Below are 23,442 nucleotides of genomic sequence, written 5' to 3' on the forward strand. Positions count from 1 at the left end.
GCGGGACAGCGGCCAGCGGACCTTGATCGACAGGTCGAACGTGAGCACGAGATACACCGCGTACACCCAGCCGTGCACGATCGCGATCCACGACGGGACGTTCTCGATGCCGATGATGTACTTGGCGATCATCTCGCCGACCAGCACCAGCAGCCAGATGCCGGTGGCATAGGCGAGCACGCGGTACCGCAGGAGCGCCGAGGAGATCTTCTTCCGGTCGGCGTCGCTGAGGATCCGCGGCGCTGTGCCGGTCTTCTCGGGGGTGGTGCTCACTGACCGCTCCTTCCGGACCTGCGCGCGAGCTGCGCGAGGTAGTCGTTGTACTCCAGCATCTGCCGGTTTTCGGGGTCGTCGAGGTCGGTGTCGGTGTCCGGTTCGAGCTTCCGGCCGGGCCGCGGGGGCAGGAGCTCCTCCGGGATCTCGGTGGGCTCGGACGACGCGGACGGCCGCGGTGCCCCGGTTTCCTGGGCCTCGGTCTCCTCGGCTTCGAGCCGCACGAACCGGCGGTAGGCGTACACGCAGAAGAACGCGAACGCGGGCCACTGGAAGGCGTACCCCAGGTTCTGACCGGTACCACCGACCGCCTCGAAGCGGGTCCACTGCCAGTACCCGAGTGCCAGGCATCCGGTCGCCGCGACGACGACCAGGATGATCAGAGCGGCGCGGCGGGGCGGACGACGAATTTCGGACACGACATCGACGGTACCCGAATGCCTCGCCTACCTGCCAAGACCGGTCGAATGCCGTGCGCCAGGTCACGCTGGATCTCCGGGGTGACGATGAGTCGGAAACCCGCGCCGAGCGGTATTCGAAAGAGTCGGGAAGGCCGCGTGGCGGCGGAAGGCGCCTCACCTGAAGATGCCGCGCGGTGTGAAGGCGACGGACTTGGATGTGTGGGAGTACGTCGTCGCGACTCGTCGTGCACCGTTCTCCGGCAGTCGTAAGCGGTGAACGAAACGAGGCCACGAACTGGGTGGGTTCGTGACCCCGTTTCCACAGTGCACCGGGACTGCTACGTGTGCGCGAGGGGGGAGTCGAACCCCCACGCCCGTAAGGACACCAGGACCTAAACCTGGGGCGTCTACCATTCCGCCACTCGCGCGTCACGCACACAATACGTCACGTAGTCGGCGCCTCCGACGCGAAGCCGAATCTGCGGCGGCCTGCCCAGGTCGGTGTCTGGCTGTGGCAGTTGGGGCATAGGAAGCGAACGTTGTGCGGTCGGGAGTCGCAAGGGTTCCCATCGATGTGATCGACGTGGAAGATCAACGGCTCGTCGCACCAGACCGGTCCGATTCCGCATCCCTCGCACTTGTGGGGTCGGCCCGACTCGATAAGAGCCCTGCGCAACCGCTTCGGAGCCTGGCGGTTCGAACCGACGGGTTTGAGCGTCAAAATCTGGTCCCAGCGGAGGCGATTGCTCGGGGGACGACCTTTCTGAGGGTTCTCTCCCGTGAAGTGCGAGGTGTCGATTCCGAGTCGCTTGACCCTTCTGGAGAGGTGCGCGTGCGTGCCGCCGTCGGGTCTCCCGCCCATCAGTCGTATGGCAGCGGAAAGATTGGATGACACCCGGACTGCCTCCTGGAGCATCTCTTTCGTGTACTTGACCGGTCTGGTCATCGATCCCCCTCGTATCGAATGTGTGTTCGACCGAAATGAGAGTATCGCCTGGGTCCGACATGTTTCGACGCTCGAGCACGCCGCCGCCCGCCCGTCAAGATGGTAACGATTAGATAACAATAAACGTGAGGGTTTCCTCGGGTTCATGGACGTCCACGCACCGGCGCAGCCAGGGCGGACGAGATCTACTCGCCGGTTACATTCGGCGTGATTGTGAGACGAATCACTGGTCAGGGCTCCGGGTGCGACGGTGCGCGAAACAAAACATGAGGAAATCCTCATGATTCTGTGTCAATCTTGGCCACGCACGTAAGAGCAGATCAGAGCCCATGCAACACGCCAACGACGGCGAGTGCTTCAGGATTCACGCCTCGACCGCAGGGGTGTTCAGGAGAGGAACAACACGCGTGACGATCGACGAGACCACACCAGCCGACAACGGACGGAACTCGAAGGCATCACGACGCACGAACGAACAGGGGGGCACCACCTCGCGGCCCGGCGCATTGGTCGACAAGATCCTCGCCGGTGAGCCCTACGCTCTCGCGTTCGGCGGCCAGGGCGCTCCCTGGCTCAGCTCACTCGACGAACTCAGCCGCGACAACGGCCTCGAGCCGGTCCTGACGGACCTGGTCAACGCCGCCGCGGCCGCCCTCGCCCCCGTCGCCCACGACCTGGTGGTCGTGCGCCCCGCCGGCTTCGACCCCGTCGCGTGGATCCTCGAGCAGGACGTCGCGGACGAGGACGAGCAGCCGGCCGCGGGCCCGTCCGCCACCACACTGACTTCCGCCGCGGTGTCCCTGCCCGGCGTGTTCCTCACCCAGGTCGCCGCCCTGCGCGCCCTGGCCAACCAGGGTCTCGACGTGTCCGCGCACGCGCCGGCCGCCGCGATCGGCCACTCCCAGGGTGTGCTGTCGGTCGAGGCCGTTGCCGCCGGTGGCCGCAAGGACGCCGAGATCCTCGCGATCGCGCAGCTCATCGGTGCTGCCGCGACCCTCGTCGGTCGCCGCCGCGGTCTGATCTCCGGAGCCGAGCGTTTCCCGATGCTCGCCGTCGCAGGTGTCGACCCCGAACGTCTGCACGCGATCGTCGCCGACGTTTTCGCCGGTCAGGACGCCGAGCGCAGCGCCGTCGTCGCGATCCGCAACGGCCGTCGTCGCGTCGTGCTGTCCGGCCCGCCGGCCGCGCTCGCGCGCGTCCAGCAGCGCTGCGAGGAGATTTCCGCCGCGGAGACCCGCGAGCGTGAGTCCAAGAAGCGCGGCGGTGCCGTGTTCACCCCGACCTTCGAGCCCGTTTCCGCCGAGGTCGGTTTCCACCACCCCGCTCTCGCCGACGCGGTCGAGCAGGTCGCCGACTGGGCGTCGCGCTGCGACCTGGATGTCGAGCTGGCGCGTTCGCTCGCGCAGGCGATCCTCGTCGACCCGGTCGACTGGGTCGACCTCGTCGACGGTGCCGTCGCCTCGGGTGCCTCGTGGATCCTCGATCTCGGTCCCGGTGAGCTGCTCACCCGCATGACCGCCTCCGGCCTGCGCGGCCAGGGCGTGGGCATCATCGCCGCCGCCACCCGCGGCGGCCAGCGCAACCTGCTCACCCCGGGCGCCGAGCCCGAGGTGCCGCGCGCGTGGACCGAGTTCGCGCCCAAGCCCGTCGCCCTGCCCGACGGCCGTCTCGGTGTCGAGACCTCGTTCACGCGCCTGACGGGCCGGTCGCCGATCCTGCTCGCCGGCATGACCCCGACGACCGTGGATCCGAAGATCGTCGCGGCCGCCGCGAACGCCGGCCACTGGGCCGAGCTCGCCGGCGGTGGCCAGGTCACCGAGCAGATCTTCGCCGACCACGTCGCGGAGCTGAAGGACCTGCTCGAACCGGGTCGCGCCGTGCAGTTCAACTCGATGTTCCTGGACCCGTACCTGTGGAAGCTGCACGTGGGCGGCAAGCGTCTCGTGCCGAAGGCCCGCGCGGCGGGCGCACCGTTCGACGGTGTCGTCGTCACCGCGGGCATTCCGGAACTCGAGGAAGCCGTCTCGATCATCGAGGAGCTCACCGAGGCCGGTATCAGCCACATCGCGTTCAAGCCGGGCACCGTCGCGCAGATCCGCTCGGTCATCCGCATCGCGAACGAGGTCCCCGACTACCCGGTCATCGTCCACATCGAGGGCGGCCGCGCCGGCGGTCACCACTCGTGGGAGGACCTCGACGACCTGCTGCTCGACACCTACGCCGAGCTGCGCACCCGCCCGAACCTGGTGCTGTGCGTCGGTGGCGGCATCGGCACCCCGGAGCGGGCCGCCGACTACCTGACCGGCCGCTGGTCCACCGAGTACGGCTTCCCGGCGATGCCGCTCGACGGCATCCTCGTCGGCACCGCCGCGATGGCGACCCTCGAGGCGACCACCGCTCCCGAGGTCAAGCAGCTGCTCGTCGACACCCCCGGCACCCCCGACTGGGTCGGTGCGGGTACCGCGACCGGTGGCATGGCGTCGGGCCGCAGCCAGCTCGGCGCCGACATCCACGAGATCGACAACGCCGCGTCCCGTACCGGCCGCCTGCTCGACGAGGTCGCCGGTGACGCCGACGCCGTCGCCGCCCGCCGCGACGAGATCATCGCCGCGCTGGACATCACTGCGAAGCCGTACTTCGGCGACGTCGCCGAGATGACCTACCTGCAGTGGCTCACCCGCTACCTCGAGCTCGCGATCGGCACCGATTCCGCGTGCGAGTTCGACTGCGGCACCGACCTGGGCGACGCGGTCGCCGAGGCGCACACCAGCCCGTGGCTGGACGTGTCGTGGCGTGAGCGTTTCCGCGAGATGCTGCAGCGTGCCGAGGCCCGTCTGCATCCGGTCGACCGTGGACCCATCCCGACCCTGTTCGACGACGACGCTGTCCTCGAGCGTCCCTACGCGGCGATCAAGGCGCTGACCGGCCAGTACCCGGACGCCGGCGACGTCGCGCTGCACCCGGCGGATGTGCCGTTCTTCGTTTCCCTGTGCCGCACCCCCGGTAAGCCCGTGAACTTCGTGCCGGTCGTCGACCAGGACGTGCGCCGCTGGTGGCGGTCCGATTCACTGTGGCAGGCCCACGACCCGCGCTACACCGCCGACCAGGTGTGCGTCATCCCGGGCACCGTCGCCGTCGCGGGCATCACCCGCGTCGACGAGCCCGTCGGTGATCTGCTCGACCGCTTCGAGAAGGCCGCCGTCGACGAGTTGCTCGCCGCCGGTGCCGAGCCCGTGCAGGTCGTCGCCCGTCGCCATCAGGACCGTGCCGCCGGACTGCTCGACGCCGTGCTGTCCGCGCCCGACGTCGCGTGGGCAGGTCGCCAGACCCTCAACCCGGTCCACCGACTCGGCGACGTCGCCGAGTGGACCGTGGAGGCCGACGGCGCTGCCGTGCACGCCCCGACCGGTGCGACCCTGAGCGTCCTCGACGACGAGCACGTCGGCTTGCGCGTGCCGCTGCTGCGTGACAAGGCCGTCGAGATCCGCATCACCGTCCCGGCCTCCGTCCGCACCGGCGGTGCGCCGGTCGTCACCGAGGCCGACGCGGCCGCGTCGATGTCCGCGCTGCTCGGTGTCGCCGCCGGCCAGGAACTGCCGGCCGTGAAGAGGGGCGCCGCTCGCATCACCCTCGGCTGGCTGCCGGAGAAGGTCGCCGACCACGCCGGTGTCACCGGCGCCGGCCTGCCCGCGCACCTGACGGCGGGCACCGCCGGTGTGCCGGACGTGCTCGTCGGCGCATGCTGGCCCGCGGTGTTCGCGGCACTCGGCGCGTCCAGGACCGACGACGACCTGTCGGTCATCGAGGGCATGCTCGATCTGGTCCACCTCGACCACGCCATCGACGTCAAGGACGGTCTGCCGACCGATCCGGCGATCCTCGGCGTCAAGGCGCAGGTCGCCGGCGTCGCCGACACCGACCTCGGTCGTGTCGTCGAGGTGCGTGTCGACATCGCTGCGGACAACGGTGACGGCTCCGGCGACAACGTCGTCGCGCAGCTGGTCGAGCGGTTCGCGATCCGCGGCCGCACCGGCACCGTCGACCTCGCCGACCCGGTCCGTGCCGGTGGTTCGCTGTCGGACGATGCCGCGGACACCCCGCGTCGCCGCCGCCGCGACGCCGTGATCGTCGCGCCCACCGACATGAGCGCGTTCGCTCGCGTCTCGGGCGACCACAACCCGATCCACACCTCGGACAACGCTGCGCTGCTCGCCGGCCTGGGCACCCCGATCGTGCACGGCATGTGGCTGTCGGCCGCCGCGCAGCAGGTCGTCACCGCGATCGAGGCCGACGCGAAGCTGCCGGTCCGCCGCCTGACCGCGTGGACCGCCCGGTTCCTCGGCATGGTCCGTCCGGGCGCGCAGATCGACGTGCGCGTCGACCGCATCGGCACCGACAGGGGCGCCGAGATCATCGAGGTCGGCTGCCGCGTCGACGGTGACCTGGTGATGGTCGCGACCGGCCGCACCGCCGCCCCGAAGACCGTCTACGCGTTCCCCGGCCAGGGCATCCAGCGTCCCGGCATGGGCCTCGACGCCCGCGCCCGCAGCAAGGCCGCCCGCGAGATCTGGGACCGTGCCGACAAGCACACCCGCAAGGCGCTGGGCTTCTCGATCCTCGCCGTCGTGCGCGACAACCCGACCGTCCTCAAGGCGCGCGGTGTCACCCACAAGCACCCGGACGGCGTCCTGCACCTGACGCAGTTCACCCAGGTCGCCATGGCGACCCTCGGTGTCGCGCAGATCGCCGAACTCCGCGAGGCCGGCGCGTTCGTCGAAGGCTCGTACCTCGCGGGCCATTCGGTCGGTGAGTACAACGCGCTCGCCGCGGTCGCCGGGGTGCTGCCGCTCGAGGCGGTGCTCGAGGTCGTGTTCCAGCGCGGCTCGGCGATGCACGCCCTCGTTCCGCGCGACGAGCACGGACGCTCGAACTACCGCATGGCCGCGATCCGGCCGTCGCAGTTCGGTGTCGCCGACGACGACCTGCAGGACTTCGTCGCAGGCGTCGCCGCCGAGGCCGGTGAATTCCTGGAGATCGTGAACCTGAACCTGCGCGGCTCGCAGTACGCCATCGCCGGCACGGTCGCGGGTCTCGAGGCCCTCGAAACGGTGATCGAGCGCAAGGTCGCCGAGTTCGGCGGCAAGCGCGCGTTCATCCTGGTCCCGGGCATCGACGTGCCGTTCCACTCGACCGTCCTGCGCGGCGGTGTGGACGACTTCCGCGAGCGTCTGCTGCACCTGCTGCCCGAGCAGATCGACCCGAACATCCTCATCGGCCGCTACATCCCGAACCTCGTTCCCAAGCCGTTCAATCTGGGCCGCGAGTTCATCCAGGAGATCGCGGATCTGGTGCCGTCGCAGCCCCTCGCCGAGGTCCTCGCGGACTTCGACACCTGGGCGGCGAAGCCGGTCGCATTGACCCGCGTCGTGCTCGCCGAGCTCCTCGCGTGGCAGTTCGCGTCGCCGGTCCGCTGGATCGAGACGCAGGACCTGCTCTTCGCCGACGAGGCCGACGGCGGTCTCGGTGTCGAGCGCTTCGTCGAGGTCGGCCTCGGTGCCGCCCCGACCGTCGCGAACCTGGCGTCGCAGACCCTGAAGCTGCCGGGCCGTTTCGGTGAGCCCGTCGAGGTCCTCAACATCGAGCGTGAGGCGTCGGTCGTGTACTCCACGGATGTCGATCCCGCTCCGGTCGAGGACGACGAGCCGGCGGCGCCCGCTGCCGAGGCCGCGGCGGCTCCGGCTGCCGCTGCCGCTCCGGCCGCTGCCCCCGCCGGTGGCCCGCGACCCGACGACATCGCGTTCAAGGCCGCGGACGCCACGAAGGTGCTCATCGCCCTGTGGACGAAGCTGCGCCCCGACCAGATCGGACCCGCCGACACGATCGAGGCCCTGTGCGACGGCGTGTCCTCGCGCCGCAATCAGCTGCTCGTCGACCTCGGTTCCGAGCTGTCGCTCGGCGCGATCGACGGTGCCGCGGACGCCGACATGGGCGCACTGGCAGGCACGGTCGACCGTCTGGCCCGCACCTACCGCCCGTTCGGCCCGGTGCTGACCGACTCGATCAACGACCACCTGCGCAAGGTGTTCGGACCGTCCGGCAAGCGCCCGGCGTACGTCGCCGACCGCGTCACCAAGGTGTGGGGCCTGGGCGAAGGCTGGACCCAGCACGTGACCGCCGAGGTCGCGCTCGGCAGCCGTGACGGCGCCTCCATCCGTGGTGGCGACCTGGGCGGCCTGTCGCAGGGCGCTCTGTCCGACGCCGCCGCCGTCGACACCCTGATCGACGCCGCCGTGCAGTCCGTCGCCGGCCGCCGCGGTGTCGCGGTGTCCATGCCGTCCGCCGGTGGCGGCGGGGGAGCGACCGTCGACGCCGCTGCTCTCGGCGAGTTCGCCGAGCAGATCACCGGCCGTGACGGTGTGCTCGCCAACGCCGCGCGCCTCGTGCTCGAGCAGCTCGGCCTGGCCGAGCAGCCCTCGGGCCTGGCGGAGAAGGCGGACAGCGAACTGGTCGACCTGGTCTCGGCGGAGCTCGGCTCCGACTGGCCGCGTCAGGTCGCACCGGCGTTCGACGTCCGCAAGGCCGTGCTGATCGACGACCGCTGGGCCTCGGCCCGCGAGGACCTGGCCCGTGTGTGGCTGGGAGAGGAGATCGAGGTCGACCGGTTCGCCGGTGCCGGCGCGACCGTCGCGGCGCACGCCGCGTTCTGGCAGCGTAAGGCCGCCGAGGCCGGCCGCACCGTGCTCGCCGAGACCTTCGGCCGCATCGCGACCGCCGCCGCGGACGTCGCCGACGCCGAGTACGCGACCGAGGTCGCGGTCGTCACCGGCGCCAGCAAGGGCGGCATCGGCGCAGCCGTGGCCGCGAAGCTGCTCGGAGGTGGCGCTACCGTCGTCGTGACCACGTCGAGCCTGAACGACACCCGCCTCGGCTTCTACAAGAAGCTGTACGCGCAGAACGCACGGGCCGGCGCGTCCCTGTGGGTGATTCCGGCGAACATGGCGTCCTACTCGGACATCGACGCCCTGATCGAGTGGATCGGCACCGAGACCGTGGAGAACGCGGGCGGCGCCAAGAAGCTGATCAAGGACGCGCTGACCCCGACGCTGCTGTTCCCGTTCGCCGCTCCCCGAGTGGCCGGTTCTCTCGCCGACGCGGGTGCCCGCGCGGAGATGGAGATGCGGGTGCTGCTGTGGTCGGTGGAGCGGCTCATCGCCGGTCTCGCCGCGATCGGCAACGACCGCGACGTCGACACCCACCTGCATGTGGTGCTGCCCGGTTCGCCGAACCGCGGCAAGTTCGGTGGCGACGGTGCCTACGGTGAGGCCAAGGCGGCGCTCGACGCGGTCGTCAACCGCTGGAACGCCGAGCGCACGTGGGCCGAGCGCGTCACCCTCGCGCACGCCCTCATCGGCTGGGTGCGCGGCACGGGCCTGATGGGCGGCAACGACCCGCTCGTCGAGGCCGTCGAGGCAGCCGGTGTGCGCACCTGGTCGACGCAGGAGATGGCCACCGAGCTGCTGAAGCTGGTCGGCCCGGAGGCGCAGCGTCTGGCCGCCGACAAGCCGCTGGTCGCGGACCTGACCGGTGGACTGTCGGAGGCGGATGTCGACCTGTCGGCGCTCGCGAAGCAGGCGCAGGACGCGACCGACGCCGCCGAGACCGAGGTCGAGGACGAGTCGGGCACCATCGCGGCGCTGCCGTCCGCACCGCGACTCGACGCCGCCCTGCCCGTCCCGGCATGGCAGAAGCTCGACGTGGACCCGGCCGACCTGGTCGTGATCGTCGGCGCCGGTGAGCTCGGCCCGTACGGTTCCGCCCGCACCCGCTTCGAGATGGAGGTCGACGAGGAACTGTCGGCCGCCGGTGTGCTCGAGCTGGCCTGGGTGACCGGCCTGGTGGAGTGGGAAAACGATCCGAAGCCCGGCTTCTACGACGTCGAGTCCGGTGAGCTGGTGCCGGAGGCGGAGATCGCCGACCGCTACCACGATGCGGTGGTCGAGCGCTGCGGCATCCGCCGCTACGCCGACGACGGCGCCATGATCGACAACACCACGCCGCTGCTGACTTCGGTGTTCCTCGACAAGGACCTGTCCTTCGTTGTCGGTTCCGAGGCCGAGGCGAACGCGTTCGTCGACTCCGACCCGGAGAACACGGTCGCGTCCGTCGACGCCGAGTCCGGCGACTGGACGGTCACCCGCAAGGCCGGCACCGAGATCCGCGTGCCGCGCAAGGCGAAGCTGACCCGCACGGTCGGCGGCCAGATCCCGACCGGGTTCGACGTCACCAAGTGGGGCATCCCCGCGGACATGGCGGATTCGGTGGACCGGGTCGGCCTGTGGAACATCGTGACCACGGTCGACGCGTTCCTCACCGGTGGCTTCACCCCGTCGGAGCTGCTGCGCTGGGTGCACCCGTCGCTGGTGGCGAACACACAGGGCACCGGCATGGGTGGCATGACGTCGATGCGGTCGCTGTACATCGACACGCTGCTCGGCGAGTCCCGCGCGAACGACATCCTGCAGGAAGCCCTGGCGAACGTCATCGCCGCGCACGTCGTGCAGTCCTACGTCGGCGGCTACGGCGCGATGGTGCACCCCGTCGCGGCGTGCGCCACGGCCGCGGTGTCGGTCGAGGAGGGCGTCGACAAGATCAAGCTGGGCAAGGCGGAGCTGGTCGTGGCCGGTGGCTTCGACGACCTGGGCATCGAGGGCATCGTCGGCTTCGGTGACATGTCCGCGACCGCCAAGTCGGAGGACATGACGGCCAAGGGCATCAGCGACAACCGGTTCTCGCGGGCCAACGATCGCCGTCGCGGCGGGTTCGTCGAGTCGGCCGGTGGTGGCACGGTGCTGCTGGCGCGCGGCGACCTGGCGTTGGAGATGGGCCTGCCGGTTCTCGGTGTGGTCGCCTGGGCCGGTTCCTACGCCGACGGCGTGCACACGTCGATCCCGGCTCCGGGCATCGGTGCCCTCGGCGCCGGTCGCGGTGGGCTCGAGTCCGGCCTGGCCCGGGAGCTGCGCAAGCTCGGTGTCACCGCCGACGACATCGCCGTGATCTCCAAGCACGACACGTCGACCGCGGCGAACGACCCGAACGAGGCCGAGCTGCACGAACGCCTGGCCGGTGCGCTGGGCCGCAGCGAGGGCAACCCGCTGTTCGTGGTGTCGCAGAAGTCCCTCACCGGTCACGCCAAGGGTGGCGCGGCAGCGTTCCAGCTGATCGGCCTGTGCCAGGTCCTCAGCCAGGGTGTCGTCCCGCCGAACCGCAGCCTGGACTGCGTCGACGAGAAGATGGCCGAGTTCGAGCACCTGGTGTGGGCACGCACCCCGATCCGGTTCGGCGGGCAGTACGCGCTCAAGGCCGGTCTGCTGACCAGCCTTGGGTTCGGGCACGTGTCCGGTCTGATCGCGGTGGTGCATCCGCAGGCGTTCGTCGAGGCGATCCCCGCCGAGCGGCGTGAGGCGTACCTTGCGCAGTCGCAGCAGCGTACGGTCGCCGGCAAGCGCCGCCTGGCCGACGCGATGACCGGTGGAGCCGCGCTGTACCAGCGGCCGGCGGATCGTCGCCTCGGCGGCGACGGGGTTCCGGCGAAGGCGTCGCGTCAGCTCGAGGCGGACGTGCTGCTCAGTGCGCAGGCGCGTCTCGGCGACGACGACGTGTACCGCTCGGGCCTGCCCGGCTGCAAGTAGGTAACCAGGGTGAGCGAAGCGACAGGATAGGTAGTAGAAGCGGATGGGTGTTGCGGGTGTCGGGTTCGACCTGGTCTCGGTGACGGAGTTCGAGGAGCAGCTGGGTCGCCCCGGCACCACCATGCTCACGAGCTTCACGCCGGGGGAGCGTCGTGACGCGAACACCCGCAGCTTCCGTCCGGGACGCCACTTCGCAGCCCGATGGGCCGCCAAGGAAGCGTTGATCAAGGCATGGTCGGCGTCGATGTTCGGCCGGCCGCCGGTGCTGCCGGAGGGTATTCACCGCGACATCGAGGTGATCTCGGATGCGTGGGGCAGGCCCGGCATCCGCTTGTACGGTGCCGTGGCCGAACACCTGGCGGACATGAGCATCCACGTGTCGCTCACCCACGACGGTGACATGGCCGGTGCGTTCGTCGTTCTCGAGAACACGCCGGACGAGTAGATCGGATCGGACGGCTCAGGCCGGGGAGGTCGCAGCCTCCTCGGCCGCGTCCGTTTCCAGACCCTCGCCTGTTTCGGCGACGGCGGCCCCGCCGTCCTCGGCTGCCGGCGGGGCCGCCGCGGAACGAGCCTGCAGACGCTTGCGCTTCTTGGCCCTCGCCTGCGAGTCCTGCTCGGCGACCTGTAGGTACGCGACCATCAGCCGTTTCAGTTCGACGACCGCGTCGGCGTGGGACTGATCGTCCTGAACGGAGAAGTTCAGCATCGAGTAGACGACGTGGACGAGGACCTCGGCCATCAGTTTGCGGCGGGGTCTCGGGGTGTCGGGCGTCAGCGGCGCGAGCATCCGCTCGACCTGCTCGGCGAACTTGCGCTCGTGGATGGCGCCGGTCGCGCGGGTCGACGGGGTGGACTGCATCGCCAGCCACACCTCGCGCCGGGACGGATCGGTGGTCCACAGCCCGGCCATGTGGTCGACGAAGCTGTTGAGGAAGCGCAGCCAGTCGACCGACGGGATCTTGCCGTTGAACTGGGCCAGTTCGTCCTGCACACCGACCAGATCCTGGCGGTTCAGTTCACAGACGATGACGTACTTGTTCGCGAAGAACTGGTAGAGCGTGCCGATCGGCACGTCCGCGCGGGATGCGACCTCTTCGCAGGTGAACGATTCGAATCCGACCTCGGTGAGCAGTTCCCGGGACGCGGCGAGCAGTGCGTCGAACTTGCGCCGGCTGCGTTCCTGCGTCGGCCGCCGCCGCGGCACGAGTTCCTGTGGCGCTGTTTGTACTTCCAACGCCGGATCGATCCGGCGCGGTGCTTTGCGCACGTTCGTTGCAGACTCCACGCGCCCAGGCTAGCCGCAGTGCGTGGGAATGCCGAGAGATTGCCGTGAGGGCGAGTCGCAGCAAACCCGGCCGGCGTTCACGCGACGAGTGTGAATTGCATGACGTCGATGTGCCCGGTGCGGAAGTGATCGGCCGATCCGCGCAGATACTTCATGAACCGCTCGTAGGTTTCCTCGGAGGACAACGCGACCGCTTCGGCACGCTTCTCCGACAGCGCCGCGGCCCAGTGCTCGAGCGTGCGGACGTAGTGCGGACCGAGCGCATGGACGCGTTCGACGCGGAACCCCGCGCGCTCGGCGCCCTCCATGACCACCTCGGGTTGTGGGAGCTGACCGCCGGGGAAGATCTCGCGCTTGATGAACAGGTGGAACAGCGCATCCTCGCGGGTCACGGGGATACCCCGGGACCTCAACGTCGCGAGGGTGTGCCCGACGATGGTGTGCAGCAGCATCCGGCCGTCCGGAGGCAGCATCCGGTGACACCGCTCGAAGAACTCGTCGTAGCGTTCGCGGCGGAAATGCTCGAACGCCCCGATGCTCACGATGCGGTCGGCGGTGCCGGTGTATTCCTCCCAGCCCTCCATCAGGACCCGCGCGGTGCGGGGCCCGGGCAGCCGGGCCGCCTCCGCGGCGACGTGCTCGTACTGGTTGCGGCTGAGGGTCAGGCCGACGGCGTTCACGTCGTAGTGGGTGACCGCGCGGAACATCGTCGAGCCCCAGCCGCAGCCGATGTCGAGCAGGGTCGCGCCGGGCTGCAGGTCGCACTTGCCGAGGGCCAGGTCGATCTTGGCGGTCTGGGCCTGCTCGAGCGTCATGTCGTCCCGCTCGAAGTACGCGCAGCTGTAGGTCAGCGACGGGTCGAGGAAGAGGGCGAAGAACTCGTCGGACAGGTCGTAATGGGATTGGACCTGCTTGTAGAAGGGCGACAGTTCGGTGGGCATCGGGTGCCTTTCCGTCCACGGGCCGGAACTGGTTCGACGGTGGCCCGCATGTCGAAAGACAACGGTACGCGGTCGGTGTGGGGTGCGCCGCCGGAACGGCGATGCCGGCAGCGGGGGTGCGCGGTCCTACGATGGCGACACCGAATCGAGCAGGACGAGCACCGGTGCCCGGAACGAACCGCCGCGCGGCATGCGGCGCGACCCGGAGCGCTGCGAGATCTCCGTCCGACACAGGAGGACACGAGCGTGGCCGACACCGAAACCCTGCAGCGGATCCGCGACCGGATCCGGGGAGCGATGCCCAGCGCCCGAACCGAACTCGCGGCCCTGGTCGCCTTCCGGTCCGTCGCGGACCCGCGGCAGTTCCCCGCGCAGGAATGCGTCGACGCCGCCCTGTGGGTGCGTGACGCGTTCGCCGCCGCCGGGATCGCGCACATCGAACTCGTCGAGACGTCCGACGGCTCCCCGGCCGTGGTCGGTTCCAGCCCCGCACCGGCCGGAGCGCCCACGGTTCTGCTCTACAGCCACTACGACATCCAGCCCCCCGGCGACGAAAATCTGTGGCACACGCCGCCGTTCACCCTCACCGAACGGGACGGCCGCTGGTACGGCCGGGGCACGGCGGACTGCAAGGGCAACATCATGATGCACCTGCTCGCGCTGCGGGCCGTACTCGCCGACGGGCCCCTGCCGATCGGGGTGCGGATCGTCGTCGAAGGGTCCGAGGAGATGGGCGGCGCCGGGCTCGAACACCTTGTCGCGCAGCGCCCCGACCTGTTCGCCGCGGATCTGATCGTGATCGGCGACTGCGGCAACGCGGAAGCAGGCCGGCCCACCGTCACCACGTCGCTGCGTGGCATCGCGAACGTCGTCGTCCACGTCGAAACCCTCGCCGGGGAAGTGCATTCCGGGACGTACGGCGGGGCGGCGCCGGACGCGATCGCCGCGCTCGTCCGGTTGCTGAACAGCCTGCGCGACGAACACGGCAACACCGTCGTCGACGGACTCGACACCTCCGGACGGTGGGACGGGGTGCCCTATCCCGAGGACCGGTTCCGCGCCGACGCCGGCGTGCTGGACGGGGTGTCGCTGCTGTCGTCCGGCACGGTCGCCGATGCCGTGTGGGCCAGGCCGGCACTGACCGTGCTGGGCATCGACGCCCCGCCCGTCGTCGGCTCGGTGGCCGCGATCGTGCCGCGGGCCTCGGCGCGGCTGAACCTGCGGGTGCCTGCGGGTCTGGACCCGCAAGTCGCGCAGGACGCCCTCGTCGCGCACCTCGAAGCACACGTGCCGTGGGGTGCGCACCTGCGGATCGAACGCGAAGCCGTCGGCGAACCGTTCCGCGCGGCCACCGATGGTCCCGGATACGCCGCCTTGCGCGCCGCGCTCGCGGCCGCGTACGGGCGCGAGGTCGGCACCGCCGGCCAGGGTGGATCCATTCCGCTGTGCACGGCGCTACAGCGCGCCGTGCCCGACGCGGAGATCGCGATGATCGGTGTCGAGGAGCCGCGCTGCGTCATCCACGCCCCGAACGAGAGCGTCGACCCGACGGAGATCGAGAACCTCGCGGTCGCGGAGGCGTTGCTCCTGCGGTCCCTGGCCGACCGGGCCGCGATCTAGACCGAGAGGTCGCGGCGCAGTTTGGCGACGTGCCCGGTGGCACGCACGTTGTACTGCGCGACCTCGATCTTTCCGTCCTCGTCGACGAGGAACGTGGAGCGGATGACGCCGGTCACCGTCTTGCCGTACATCTTCTTCTCGCCGAAGGCGCCCCACGCGGTGAGCGTGGCCTTCTCCGGGTCGGAGAGTAGCGGGAAGGTCAGCTCCTCCTTGTCGCGGAACTTCGCGAGCTTGGCGGGCTTGTCGGGGGAGATCCCCACGACGTCGAGCCCGGCGTCGTTCAGTTCGGCGAGGTTGTCGCGGAAGTCGCACGCCTGCTTCGTGCAGCCGGGCGTGCTCGCGGCGGGATAGAAGTACACGATCACCTTGCGGCCGCGGTAGTCGGACAATGACACTTCGTTGCCGTCGGCGTCGGGGAGAGTGAACTCGGGCGCGGTGTCGCCGGGGGCGAGTCTGCTGTTTTCCGTCACGTCCGCCACGGTAGTGGACCGCGCGTCCACTACCGTGGTCGCAGCACACAGCAGCGACTCCTGGAGGATCACGTGGGTAGGGACACCGAGGCCATCGAGCGGGACATCGAGAACGCCCGCAACCAGCTCGCGAGCACGCTCGACGAACTGAGTGTGCGGACCAATCCGAAAAACCTGATGGCCAGCACCAAGCAGACGCTCGTCGCCAAGGTGAACCAGCCGAACGTCAAGTACGCCGTCATCGCGGTCGGCGTCGTCGTCGGAGCCTTGGTTCTGCGCAGACTGTTGCGCTGACGACCCTGTCGATCCGAGGGGCACCGGCGTCCGTTCGCGGGCGGCGGTGCCCCTCGTTTTTGTACCGACAACTGTGACAGGACACTGTCTTTCGGCTTCGATCTTGGCGTGGTTCACTGAGAGGACGTCGATCGTCTCGTCTTCGAAGGGGTTGGCGGTCATGCGGAACGCGCAGCATCTTGCACGCCTTGTCCTGGTCGCGATACTCGCCGCGACCGTCGCGCTGGGAACCGGGGCCGCCGCATCCGCCGGCAGCATCGGCATCGCCCCGCCGGGAGGGCCGCCCGCGGATGTGCTGACACCCGCCGACGGAGCCGTGGTCGGCATCGCGCAGCCGGTGACCGTCCGCTTCGAGACGCCGGTGACGGATCGGGCCGCCGCCGAGCGGTCCGTGACGATCACCCCGTCCGTGCCCGTCGCGGGGACGTTCCGGTGGCTCGACGACCGCCGCCTCGAGTGGGTTCCCGACGGGTTCTGGCCCGGCCACACCGCCGTCACCGTCCTGGCGGGCGGCACGCGGACGCGGTTCCAGACCGGGGACGAGCTCGTCGCGGTGGCGAACCTGTCCACCCATCAGTTCATCGTGTCCCTCAACGGGCAGGTCGTGCGGACGATGCCGGCATCGATGGGCAAGCCCGGATACGAGACGCCGACCGGGACGTTCCCGGTGCTCGAGAAGTTCCGCGACCTGGTGATGGATTCGTCCACGTACGGGGTTCCGATCGATGACCCCGAGGGTTATCGGATCGACACCGAATACGCGGTCCGGCTGACGTGGAGCGGAATCTTCGTGCACGCGGCGCCGTGGTCGGTGGATTCGCAGGGATACGCGAATGTCAGCCACGGGTGCATCAATCTGAGCACCGACAACGCCCGGTGGTACTTCGAGAACGTGAAGATCGGCGATCCGGTCGTCATCGAGTGGTGAGGCGGCGCGTGGCATTCGAGCCGCGCCCGGCGTGAAGTGGCACGGCGCCGCAGAACGAAGAAGGCCTGCACCGAATGTTCTCGGTGCAGGCCTTCTGCTGTGCGCCATCAGGGACTCGAACCCCGAACCCGCTGATTAAGAGTCAGCTGCTCTGCCAATTGAGCTAATGGCGCTTGGCGGTTTGTCTCCGGGCCGTTGTCCCGGCGACGAAAAGAAGATTACACACTCCGCTGTACCGCGCCAAATCGCCTGGTCATCGATAATTTTCCGGGTGCCGTCCGGTAACACATCGGGGCCGGACGCCGATTGGTATTCGAACGTTATTCATCGTCGCGCTGTCGGGTTTGGTTCCGGTCTTCACCGACTGGCATCATCGTGGAGACGCGCATTGACGTGCAGTTTTGCGGCCTGGGGGAGGTCCGGGAATCGGAGGGTTGAGAGTGATCGAGAAGAGTGTGCGACCGCCGCGTCGTCGCTCACGGCGAACGGCCGTGGCGGTGTTGGGTGCGGTACTGGTCGGAGTCATGACCTTCGTCACTGCATGTGCCGGCGGATCGGCCGGCGGTGCCAACGAGGTTCCCATCGATTCGAATCCCCTGGCCGCCCTCATCAAACCCACGGTCACGTCGAGTGTCGCCGACGGTGGTGTCGGATTCTCGCCGATCGATCCGGTGACCGTGTCTGTGGTCAACGGCAAGCTCGATTCCGTCACGCTCCGCAATCCCGACGGAGTCCCGGTCGACGGTGTGCTCGCGCCGGACGGAACCACATGGGTGAACTCCGAACCGCTCGGCTACAACCGCGAATACACGCTCGAAACGGTCGCATACGGGCTCGGAGGCGCGACCACGTCCGTAGCGACGTTCACCACGAGCGCTCCCGGCAACCTCACCCAGCCCTACGTGCTGCCCGGGGAGGGCTCGGTCGTCGGTATCGGCCAGCCCGTCGCGGTCCAGTTCGACGAGAACATCCCGGACCGACGCGCGGCCGAGGCGGCCATCACCATCGTGACGAATCCGCCCGTCGAGGGAGCGTTCTATTGGCTCAGCAACCGAGAGGTGCGGTGGCGTCCGGAGAGCTACTGGGTGCCGGGCACGACGGTGACCGTCGACGTGAAGGCCTACGGCAAGGACCTCGGTGACGGACTGTTCGGCCAGTCGGATGTGCACTCGTCGTTCACCATCGGCGACGCGGTGATCATCGATGTCGACGACAACACGAAGACCGTCGTCGTCAACCGCAACGGCAGCGCGATCATGTCGATGCCGACGTCGATGGGCAAGGACAGCACACCCACCCCCAACGGCGTGTACACGATCGGTGACCGCTTCGATCACATGATCATGGATTCCTCCACGTACGGGGTCGCGGCCGACTCGCCCCAGGGTTACCGCACCCCGGTCGACTGGGCGACGCGCATGTCCTACAGCGGCATCTTCTTCCATTCCGCGCCGTGGTCGCTGGGTGATCAGGGGGTGCGCAATGTCAGTCACGGTTGCCTGAACCTCAGCCCGGCGAACGCGAAGTGGATCTTCGACAACACCAAGCGCGGCGACATCGTCGTCGTGCGCAACACGGTAGGTGGAATCCTCGAGGGGACCGAGGGTCTCGGCGACTGGAACATTCCCTGGGCGACGTGGAAGGCCGGCAACGCCAATACCTGACCGGGCTCGTGGACCGTGGATTCGAACGACGGAGGGCGACCGGACTTCGGTCACCCTCCGTCGTCGTCGAGGTGGTTCAGGGCCGGGGCCAGGGGCGGCCGATGTATCGCTCGACGTCGGTGTTGAAGCGCTCGAGCCAGCCGGCGAAGGTCGCGACGTCCTCCGGGGTCCATTCGGACAGGATCTCGTCGAGTATCCGGATACTGTGGGCGCGTTCCTCGGTGAGTCGGCGAAGGCCGTCGTCGGTGATCCGGAACTTGCGGGCCATCCCCCCGGCGGGGTCGGGGATCCGCTCGACCAGGCCGTCGCGCAGCATCGCGCCGGTCTGACGGTTGAGGGTCGAGGTGTCCAGGCCGAATGCGTCGCTCAGTTCACCGATCGACATCGGCCCCTGCATCTCGATCCGGCCCAGCAGGGTGTAGGCGCTGCGGTCCAGACGGCCGGCCTTGCGCCGGGGGCGGGCGGTCTGCGCGCTGAGGTGCCGTCCCAGCAGCATCGTCTCGAACTCGATCAGGTGGGTGGGCTTGTCCATCTCGTCCTTCTGCCGCTGGGCGTTCGCCCGGTGAGTGCTGGCGTCAGATATACCACCTGACATGCACACTGCATAGTTTGTGCATAATGCACTCAATATGTAAAGTGCACAGAATTCTGTCGCTCTAGTTGAGGAGATCGGGGTGAAAAACCCGACACCCGCAGTTCGTCCGGGCGCGCTGGTGGGCGTGCTCGCATTCACCGGCATCGTCGCTGCGCTCATGCAGACGCTCGTCGTGCCGTTGATCGCGCAGCTCCCTGTCATCCTCGACACCACCGCGTCGAACGCCTCGTGGGTCATCACCGTCACGCTGCTCGCCGCGGCGGTCGCGATGCCGGTGACCGGGCGCCTCGGAGACCTGTACGGCAAGCGGCCCATGTTGCTTGCGTGCACCGTTCCGGTCATTGCCGGTTCGGCGGTCTGTGCACTTGCATCGTCCTTGTTCCCCATGATTCTCGGCCGGGGTCTCCAGGGTCTCGGCATGGGCCTGATCCCGCTGGGTATCAGCGCGCTGCGCGATCTCCTGCCGCCGGAGAAGCTGCATTCCTCCATTGCGCTGATGAGCTCGTCGATGGGTATCGGCGGCGCGCTCGGTCTGCCGATCGCGGCCGCCGTCGCGGAGAACTTCAGCTGGCGAGCGCTCTTCTGGGCCGCTGCGGTGCTCACCGCCGTCGTCGCCGTCCTGATCTGGATCGTCGTGCCCGCCACGCCGGTCGAGGGTCCCCGCGGAAAGTTCGACCCGGTCGGGGCGATCACTCTTGGTATGGGCCTGGTGTGCCTGCTGCTCGCGGTCTCGAAGGGCGCCGACTGGGCGTGGTCGAGCGGCATCACCATCGCGATGTTCTCGGTCGCGGTCGTCGCGTTCGGTGTCTTTGCGTGGTGGGAACTGCGCGTCGACGACCCGCTCGTCGATCTGCGCGTCACCGCCCGCCGTCCCGTTTTGTTGACCAACCTGGCGTCGGTCGTCGTCGGCTTCTCGATGTACGCGCAGTCGCTGATCGTGCCCCAGCTGCTGCAGTTGCCCGCTGAAACCGGCTTCGGGCTCGGCCAGTCGATGTTCGCGATGGGTCTGTGGATGGCTCCGTCCGGCGTGATGATGATGCTCGTCTCACCGCTCGGCGCGCGCCTGTCGGCAGGTCGCGGACCCAAGGTGACGCTGCTCGTCGGGTCCCTGGTCATCGCCTTCGGCTACGGCTCGTCGGTGTTGCTCATGGGGTCGACGTGGGGCCTGCTGGTCGTCACCAGCATCTGCGGGGCCGGCGTGGGTCTCGCCTACGGCGCGATGCCGGCGCTGATCATGGGCTCGGTGCCGCAAACCGCGACCGCCGCCGCGAACAGCTTCAATTCCCTGATGCGGTCCGTCGGTACCTCGGTGTCCGCCGCCGTCGTCGGGGTCGTACTGGCGCAGATGAGCATGCCCTTCGGTGAGCACACGCTGCCCACCGAAGCCGGCTTCCGGACCGGCTTGCTCATCGGCTGTGGTGTCGCGGTTGTCGCCGCGCTGATCATCCTGGCAATCCCCGGCGCGCCCGCCGGTGCGACCTTGCAGCGCATCGACCAGAAGCGCGATGCCGTGAAGGTCTGAGTCGTCTCTCCCGCTTCCCTTACCCCGGGTGACGGTTCCCATCACCCGGGGTAAGGACGCCGATGCAGAAAGAGATAGGGTCCCGACCTTGCGGTCGGGGCCGTTCTCGGGGGCGAGCGACGGGACTGCTCGACGCCGGTTGCCCCGTCGACGGCTTCGGTGTGGGCACCCGCCTGTCGATCGCCCAGGACGTTCTTCGACTTCGTGGAACTCGTTCGGCGTCTCGTCGGTGGGCAGCTGCGTTCATCCGTCTGCACCGACGAAGGTTGCGCCAGGGGACCGTCCTCGCTGACTCTGAGGAGATGAGGGAGGGCGCTGCGGGGGGTACGGAGGCCGGCACGGACCCGATCGACGCGGCACGGCGAGCGCTCGCTTCCGTGTGTACGTTCCTGATGCCGGCGGCAGACCTGTGGCGATCCATCGGTGCCGACACCGATACCTGGGGTCGGTTCTCCGCGCATTGGGAGGAGCTTGTGCCCGACCCGTACGCGGAAGAACAGGGCGTGCACCGGCTGCGGCGCTACGGCCAGTTCCGGTACCGGGTGGCCGACGGTGCGCTGGAGCCGACGGCGCACCGTGAGTTCGTACAGCCTGACGACTCCAACGTTCTCTACCTCGGACGAGACCGCCATTTCGAACCGATGACGGCCGCGTTCCTCGAAGATCCGCTGTTCGAGCGCACGATGCAGCTGGTGGGCCGGATCGCGCCGGTCCTCGACGAAGCTCCCGAATGGACGGTCTGGGTGCATCCGTTCCGCGTGGTCGCATCGGCAGACAACGAGGGCCGGCCGACGCCCGAGGGCTTGCACCGCGACGGTGTCACGCTGGTCAGTTCCCTGTTGATCAGCGTCGACAATGCCGTCGGGGGCGAAAGCTCGGTGTTCGGCCCGGAGGGCGATCGACTCGTGACGACGACCCTGCGCGAACCCGGCACCTTCCTCCTGGGCGACGACCGTTGCACCTGGCACGGTGTCTCGCCGATCCGACCCGCCGACCGCGGTAAGCCGGCACGGAGGGACGTGCTGGTAGTCACCTTCACACCGTCGGCTCCCTGCGGCGGGACATGAGCACGAAGGCGGCCCCCGCCACAGCGACGGGCAGGACGCTGACGGTCAGCATGGTGAGTCCCACTGCGTCGGCCAGGTCCGCTCCGAGATCGAGACCGCCCACCTGCCGAAGCAGGTTCGGATCGTACCCAGCGCCACCGAGGCTCTGCGCCACCGCGCTACGCGCGGCATCCACGGCCTGCTCGCCCTGGGTCGCCGTCAGCCCGCGTGCCTCGGTGTCGGCCAGCCATTCGCGCTGGAAGAACACGTTGAGAAGCAGCAGGTACACGGTGGGCCCGAACGCATAGCCGGCCATCCCGAAGGCCAACTGCACGGAAGCCACCGTTCCGGATTGCCCGCTCGGCGCCTGGGAGAGCACCGTCTCGGACACCGAGGTGGAGGTCACCATCGAGCCCAGGTTGTACAGCCACACGGCCGAGACGAGCAGCCACAGCGCCATCGTCGGGTCGACCGTGCCCGCCATCAGCAATCCGGCGGCTGCCATGAACAGGAGGCCGACGACCATCACCGGTCTCGGCGAGAACTTCCCTACCAGGCTCCCGGACAAGACCACGAGACCGGCGATCAGCAGCGTGCCGGGGAGGAACAACAGGCCGATGGTCTCCGGCGACATCGCGAGCACCACACTGCCGAACTGCCCCAGGACGATGCCGAGCCCGGCCATGAGGAAATTCAGCGTGAAGGTCGCGGCCAGAGCCACGTCGAAGGGCCGGCTTCCGAACAGAGCCAGATCCAGTGCCGGTTCGGGGGTGCGGCGTTCGTGGCGAACGAAAAGCACGGCGGCGACCACGCTGACAGCCAGCGGCAGCCATGTCTGGGGCCGGAACATGCCGTTCTGCGCGGCTGCCAGTCCGATGACGAGTGCCAGGAGTGCCGTACCGACCAGGGCGACGCCGGCCACGTCCAGCCGACCGCGATGCCGAACGGGCGTCACCGGGACGTACCTCGCCGTCAGCAGAAGCGAGATCACGGCGAGCAGCGGTGCGATCAGGAACACGACTCGCCAGCCGACGGCCGCCACCGCCCAGCCCGTCAACGCCGGGAGCACACCACAGAGAACCATCTCGACGGCCACGAAAATGCCGATGGCCGTCGGCCGCTGCTTGTCCGTCACGGACATCTTGAGCAGGGCCAGCGGCACGCCGAGCAGCGCCGTCATTCCCAATCCGGCCAAGACCCGCATCGCAAGCAGAAAGGCGTAGCTGGGCGAGAGCATGGAGAGCAGGTTGGCGACCGTCACGACGACCAGTCCCGACATCAGCAAGCGTCGAAGCCCGAACGCGTCGCCGAGGTTGCCGGCGGCGAGGACGGCGGCGGCCATCACCAGCGTCGCCATACCGCCCAGCAATCCGACGAACTGCGGTGGCAGATCGAGGGCCCGGCTGACCTGCGGCAGATTCAGGCTCAGCACCAGCGGGTCGACGACCGTGATCGTGAAGGCGAGGGACAGGGCCAGGATGATGGGCAGGGTCCTCAGGTTGGCCTGCAACCGAGACGTAGGCACCGCTCACCTCCCCTGCTCCCAGGTCGGACGTGATCGACTCTAGTGCCCGAGTTCCGCATCCCGTCCGAGGTTGGAGGGCCGAACCGGCTGCCTGACCCAGCGATTCGGCTGAGTCGCAGCTTGAAGGCCGTTGCCCGTTTCGGGGTTGCGGCCCTTCGGGTCCAACGGCGTGCTGCGGAGAGATTCGCGAGCCTGCTCGGGTAGGCCGCTGTTGCATGATCTGTTGCATGGCCCGGGACG

The 23,442-nt window shown here is 68.9% G+C and carries 15 protein-coding genes and 2 tRNA genes; 8 read left to right on the top strand and 9 right to left on the bottom strand.

Annotated features, from left to right (window positions below; genetic code table 11):
• The 3 genes from RZ1_RS15635 to RZ1_RS15645 all read right to left on the bottom strand — a co-directional run.
• Nucleotides 1-273, bottom strand: a 273-nt coding sequence (locus RZ1_RS15635) for a DUF3817 domain-containing protein (RefSeq protein WP_072813423.1), incomplete at its 3' end; no start/stop codon positions are given.
• Nucleotides 270-692, bottom strand: a complete 423-nt coding sequence (locus tag RZ1_RS15640; protein WP_072813256.1) for a transcriptional regulator — start codon at nt 690-692, stop codon at nt 270-272. The genes RZ1_RS15635 and RZ1_RS15640, both read right to left, overlap by 4 nt.
• A gap of 327 nt (nt 693-1,019) precedes the next feature.
• Nucleotides 1,020-1,102: transfer RNA gene (locus RZ1_RS15645), tRNA-Leu, on the bottom strand.
• Nucleotides 1,103-2,027: 925 nt separating this feature from the next.
• On the opposite strand from RZ1_RS15645, the gene RZ1_RS15655 reads away from it, so the two are divergent.
• Together RZ1_RS15655 and acpS are read left to right on the top strand one after the other, a co-directional pair.
• Entirely contained in the window at nt 2,028-11,309 is a 9,282-nt protein-coding gene (locus RZ1_RS15655; protein ID WP_072813259.1) for a type I polyketide synthase, read from the top strand.
• Nucleotides 11,310-11,352: 43 nt separating this feature from the next.
• On the top strand, nt 11,353-11,754 hold the full coding sequence (gene acpS / locus RZ1_RS15660) for a holo-ACP synthase AcpS (protein WP_072813261.1): 402 nt from the start codon (nt 11,353-11,355) through the stop codon (nt 11,752-11,754).
• 15 nt (nt 11,755-11,769) lie between these two features.
• Here the strand turns inward: acpS and RZ1_RS15665 are convergent, their stop codons facing one another.
• Nucleotides 11,770-12,558 carry a TetR/AcrR family transcriptional regulator gene (locus tag RZ1_RS15665; protein WP_371306524.1) on the bottom strand — a complete coding sequence of 263 codons (789 nt, stop codon included), beginning with the start codon at nt 12,556-12,558 and terminating at the stop codon, nt 11,770-11,772.
• 116 nt (nt 12,559-12,674) lie between these two features.
• Nucleotides 12,675-13,538 carry a cyclopropane mycolic acid synthase family methyltransferase gene (locus RZ1_RS15670; RefSeq protein WP_072813293.1) on the bottom strand — a complete coding sequence of 288 codons (864 nt, stop codon included), beginning with the start codon at nt 13,536-13,538 and terminating at the stop codon, nt 12,675-12,677.
• A gap of 246 nt (nt 13,539-13,784) precedes the next feature.
• On the opposite strand from RZ1_RS15670, the gene RZ1_RS15675 reads away from it, so the two are divergent.
• Nucleotides 13,785-15,158, top strand: a complete 1,374-nt coding sequence (locus RZ1_RS15675; protein WP_072813295.1) for a dipeptidase — start codon at nt 13,785-13,787, stop codon at nt 15,156-15,158.
• Here the strand turns inward: RZ1_RS15675 and bcp are convergent.
• A complete protein-coding gene (gene bcp / locus RZ1_RS15680) occupies nt 15,155-15,628 on the bottom strand; it encodes a thioredoxin-dependent thiol peroxidase (RefSeq protein ID WP_072813425.1) in 474 nt (157 codons plus the stop codon). The genes RZ1_RS15675 and bcp overlap by 4 nt on opposite strands.
• A gap of 72 nt (nt 15,629-15,700) precedes the next feature.
• On the opposite strand from bcp, the gene RZ1_RS15685 reads away from it, so the two are divergent.
• Together RZ1_RS15685 and RZ1_RS15690 are read left to right on the top strand one after the other, a co-directional pair.
• A complete protein-coding gene (locus tag RZ1_RS15685; RefSeq protein ID WP_072813297.1) occupies nt 15,701-15,922 on the top strand; it encodes a DUF3618 domain-containing protein in 222 nt (73 codons plus the stop codon).
• 160 nt (nt 15,923-16,082) lie between these two features.
• Nucleotides 16,083-16,850 carry a L,D-transpeptidase gene (locus tag RZ1_RS15690; RefSeq protein ID WP_072813299.1) on the top strand — a complete coding sequence of 256 codons (768 nt, stop codon included), beginning with the start codon at nt 16,083-16,085 and terminating at the stop codon, nt 16,848-16,850.
• A gap of 100 nt (nt 16,851-16,950) precedes the next feature.
• Here the strand turns inward: RZ1_RS15690 and RZ1_RS15695 are convergent.
• Nucleotides 16,951-17,023 (bottom strand) — tRNA-Lys (locus RZ1_RS15695).
• A gap of 351 nt (nt 17,024-17,374) precedes the next feature.
• Between RZ1_RS15695 and RZ1_RS15700 the strand changes: the two genes are divergently transcribed.
• Nucleotides 17,375-18,514, top strand: a complete 1,140-nt coding sequence (locus tag RZ1_RS15700; RefSeq protein WP_072813426.1) for a L,D-transpeptidase — start codon at nt 17,375-17,377, stop codon at nt 18,512-18,514.
• Nucleotides 18,515-18,590: 76 nt separating this feature from the next.
• Here the strand turns inward: RZ1_RS15700 and RZ1_RS15705 are convergent, their stop codons facing one another.
• A complete protein-coding gene (locus tag RZ1_RS15705; RefSeq protein WP_072813300.1) occupies nt 18,591-19,046 on the bottom strand; it encodes a MarR family winged helix-turn-helix transcriptional regulator in 456 nt (151 codons plus the stop codon).
• Between the two features lie 142 nt (nt 19,047-19,188).
• Between RZ1_RS15705 and RZ1_RS15710 the strand changes: the two genes are divergently transcribed.
• Nucleotides 19,189-20,631, top strand: a complete 1,443-nt coding sequence (locus RZ1_RS15710) for an MFS transporter (protein WP_072813302.1) — start codon at nt 19,189-19,191, stop codon at nt 20,629-20,631.
• 302 nt (nt 20,632-20,933) lie between these two features.
• The gene (locus RZ1_RS15715; protein ID WP_072813304.1) at nt 20,934-21,698 is read left to right on the top strand and encodes a 2OG-Fe dioxygenase family protein; all 765 of its coding nucleotides are present in this window, start codon (nt 20,934-20,936) and stop codon (nt 21,696-21,698) included.
• On the opposite strand, the gene RZ1_RS15720 is transcribed toward RZ1_RS15715, so the two are convergent.
• Nucleotides 21,667-23,187 carry an MFS transporter gene (locus RZ1_RS15720; protein WP_072813305.1) on the bottom strand — a complete coding sequence of 507 codons (1,521 nt, stop codon included), beginning with the start codon at nt 23,185-23,187 and terminating at the stop codon, nt 21,667-21,669. The genes RZ1_RS15715 and RZ1_RS15720 overlap by 32 nt on opposite strands.
• Between the last annotated feature and the right edge of the window lie 255 nt (nt 23,188-23,442).

Source organism: Rhodococcus zopfii NBRC 100606 = JCM 9919, from assembly GCF_001895025.1.
Classification (GTDB): Bacteria; Actinomycetota; Actinomycetes; order Mycobacteriales; family Mycobacteriaceae; genus Rhodococcus; species Rhodococcus zopfii.

Excerpts from the sequence above, each read along its gene's own strand:
- acpS (WP_072813261.1), top strand. The coding sequence starts at position 11,353 with ATGGGTGTTGCGGGTGTCGGGTTCGACCTGGTCTCGGTGACGGAGTTC.
- RZ1_RS15670 (WP_072813293.1), bottom strand. The coding sequence starts at position 13,538 with ATGCCCACCGAACTGTCGCCCTTCTACAAGCAGGTCCAATCCCATTAC.
- RZ1_RS15690 (WP_072813299.1), top strand. The coding sequence starts at position 16,083 with ATGCGGAACGCGCAGCATCTTGCACGCCTTGTCCTGGTCGCGATACTC.
- RZ1_RS15700 (WP_072813426.1), top strand. The coding sequence starts at position 17,375 with ATGACCTTCGTCACTGCATGTGCCGGCGGATCGGCCGGCGGTGCCAAC.
- RZ1_RS15705 (WP_072813300.1), bottom strand. The coding sequence starts at position 19,046 with ATGGACAAGCCCACCCACCTGATCGAGTTCGAGACGATGCTGCTGGGA.
- RZ1_RS15715 (WP_072813304.1), top strand. The coding sequence starts at position 20,934 with ATGAGGGAGGGCGCTGCGGGGGGTACGGAGGCCGGCACGGACCCGATC.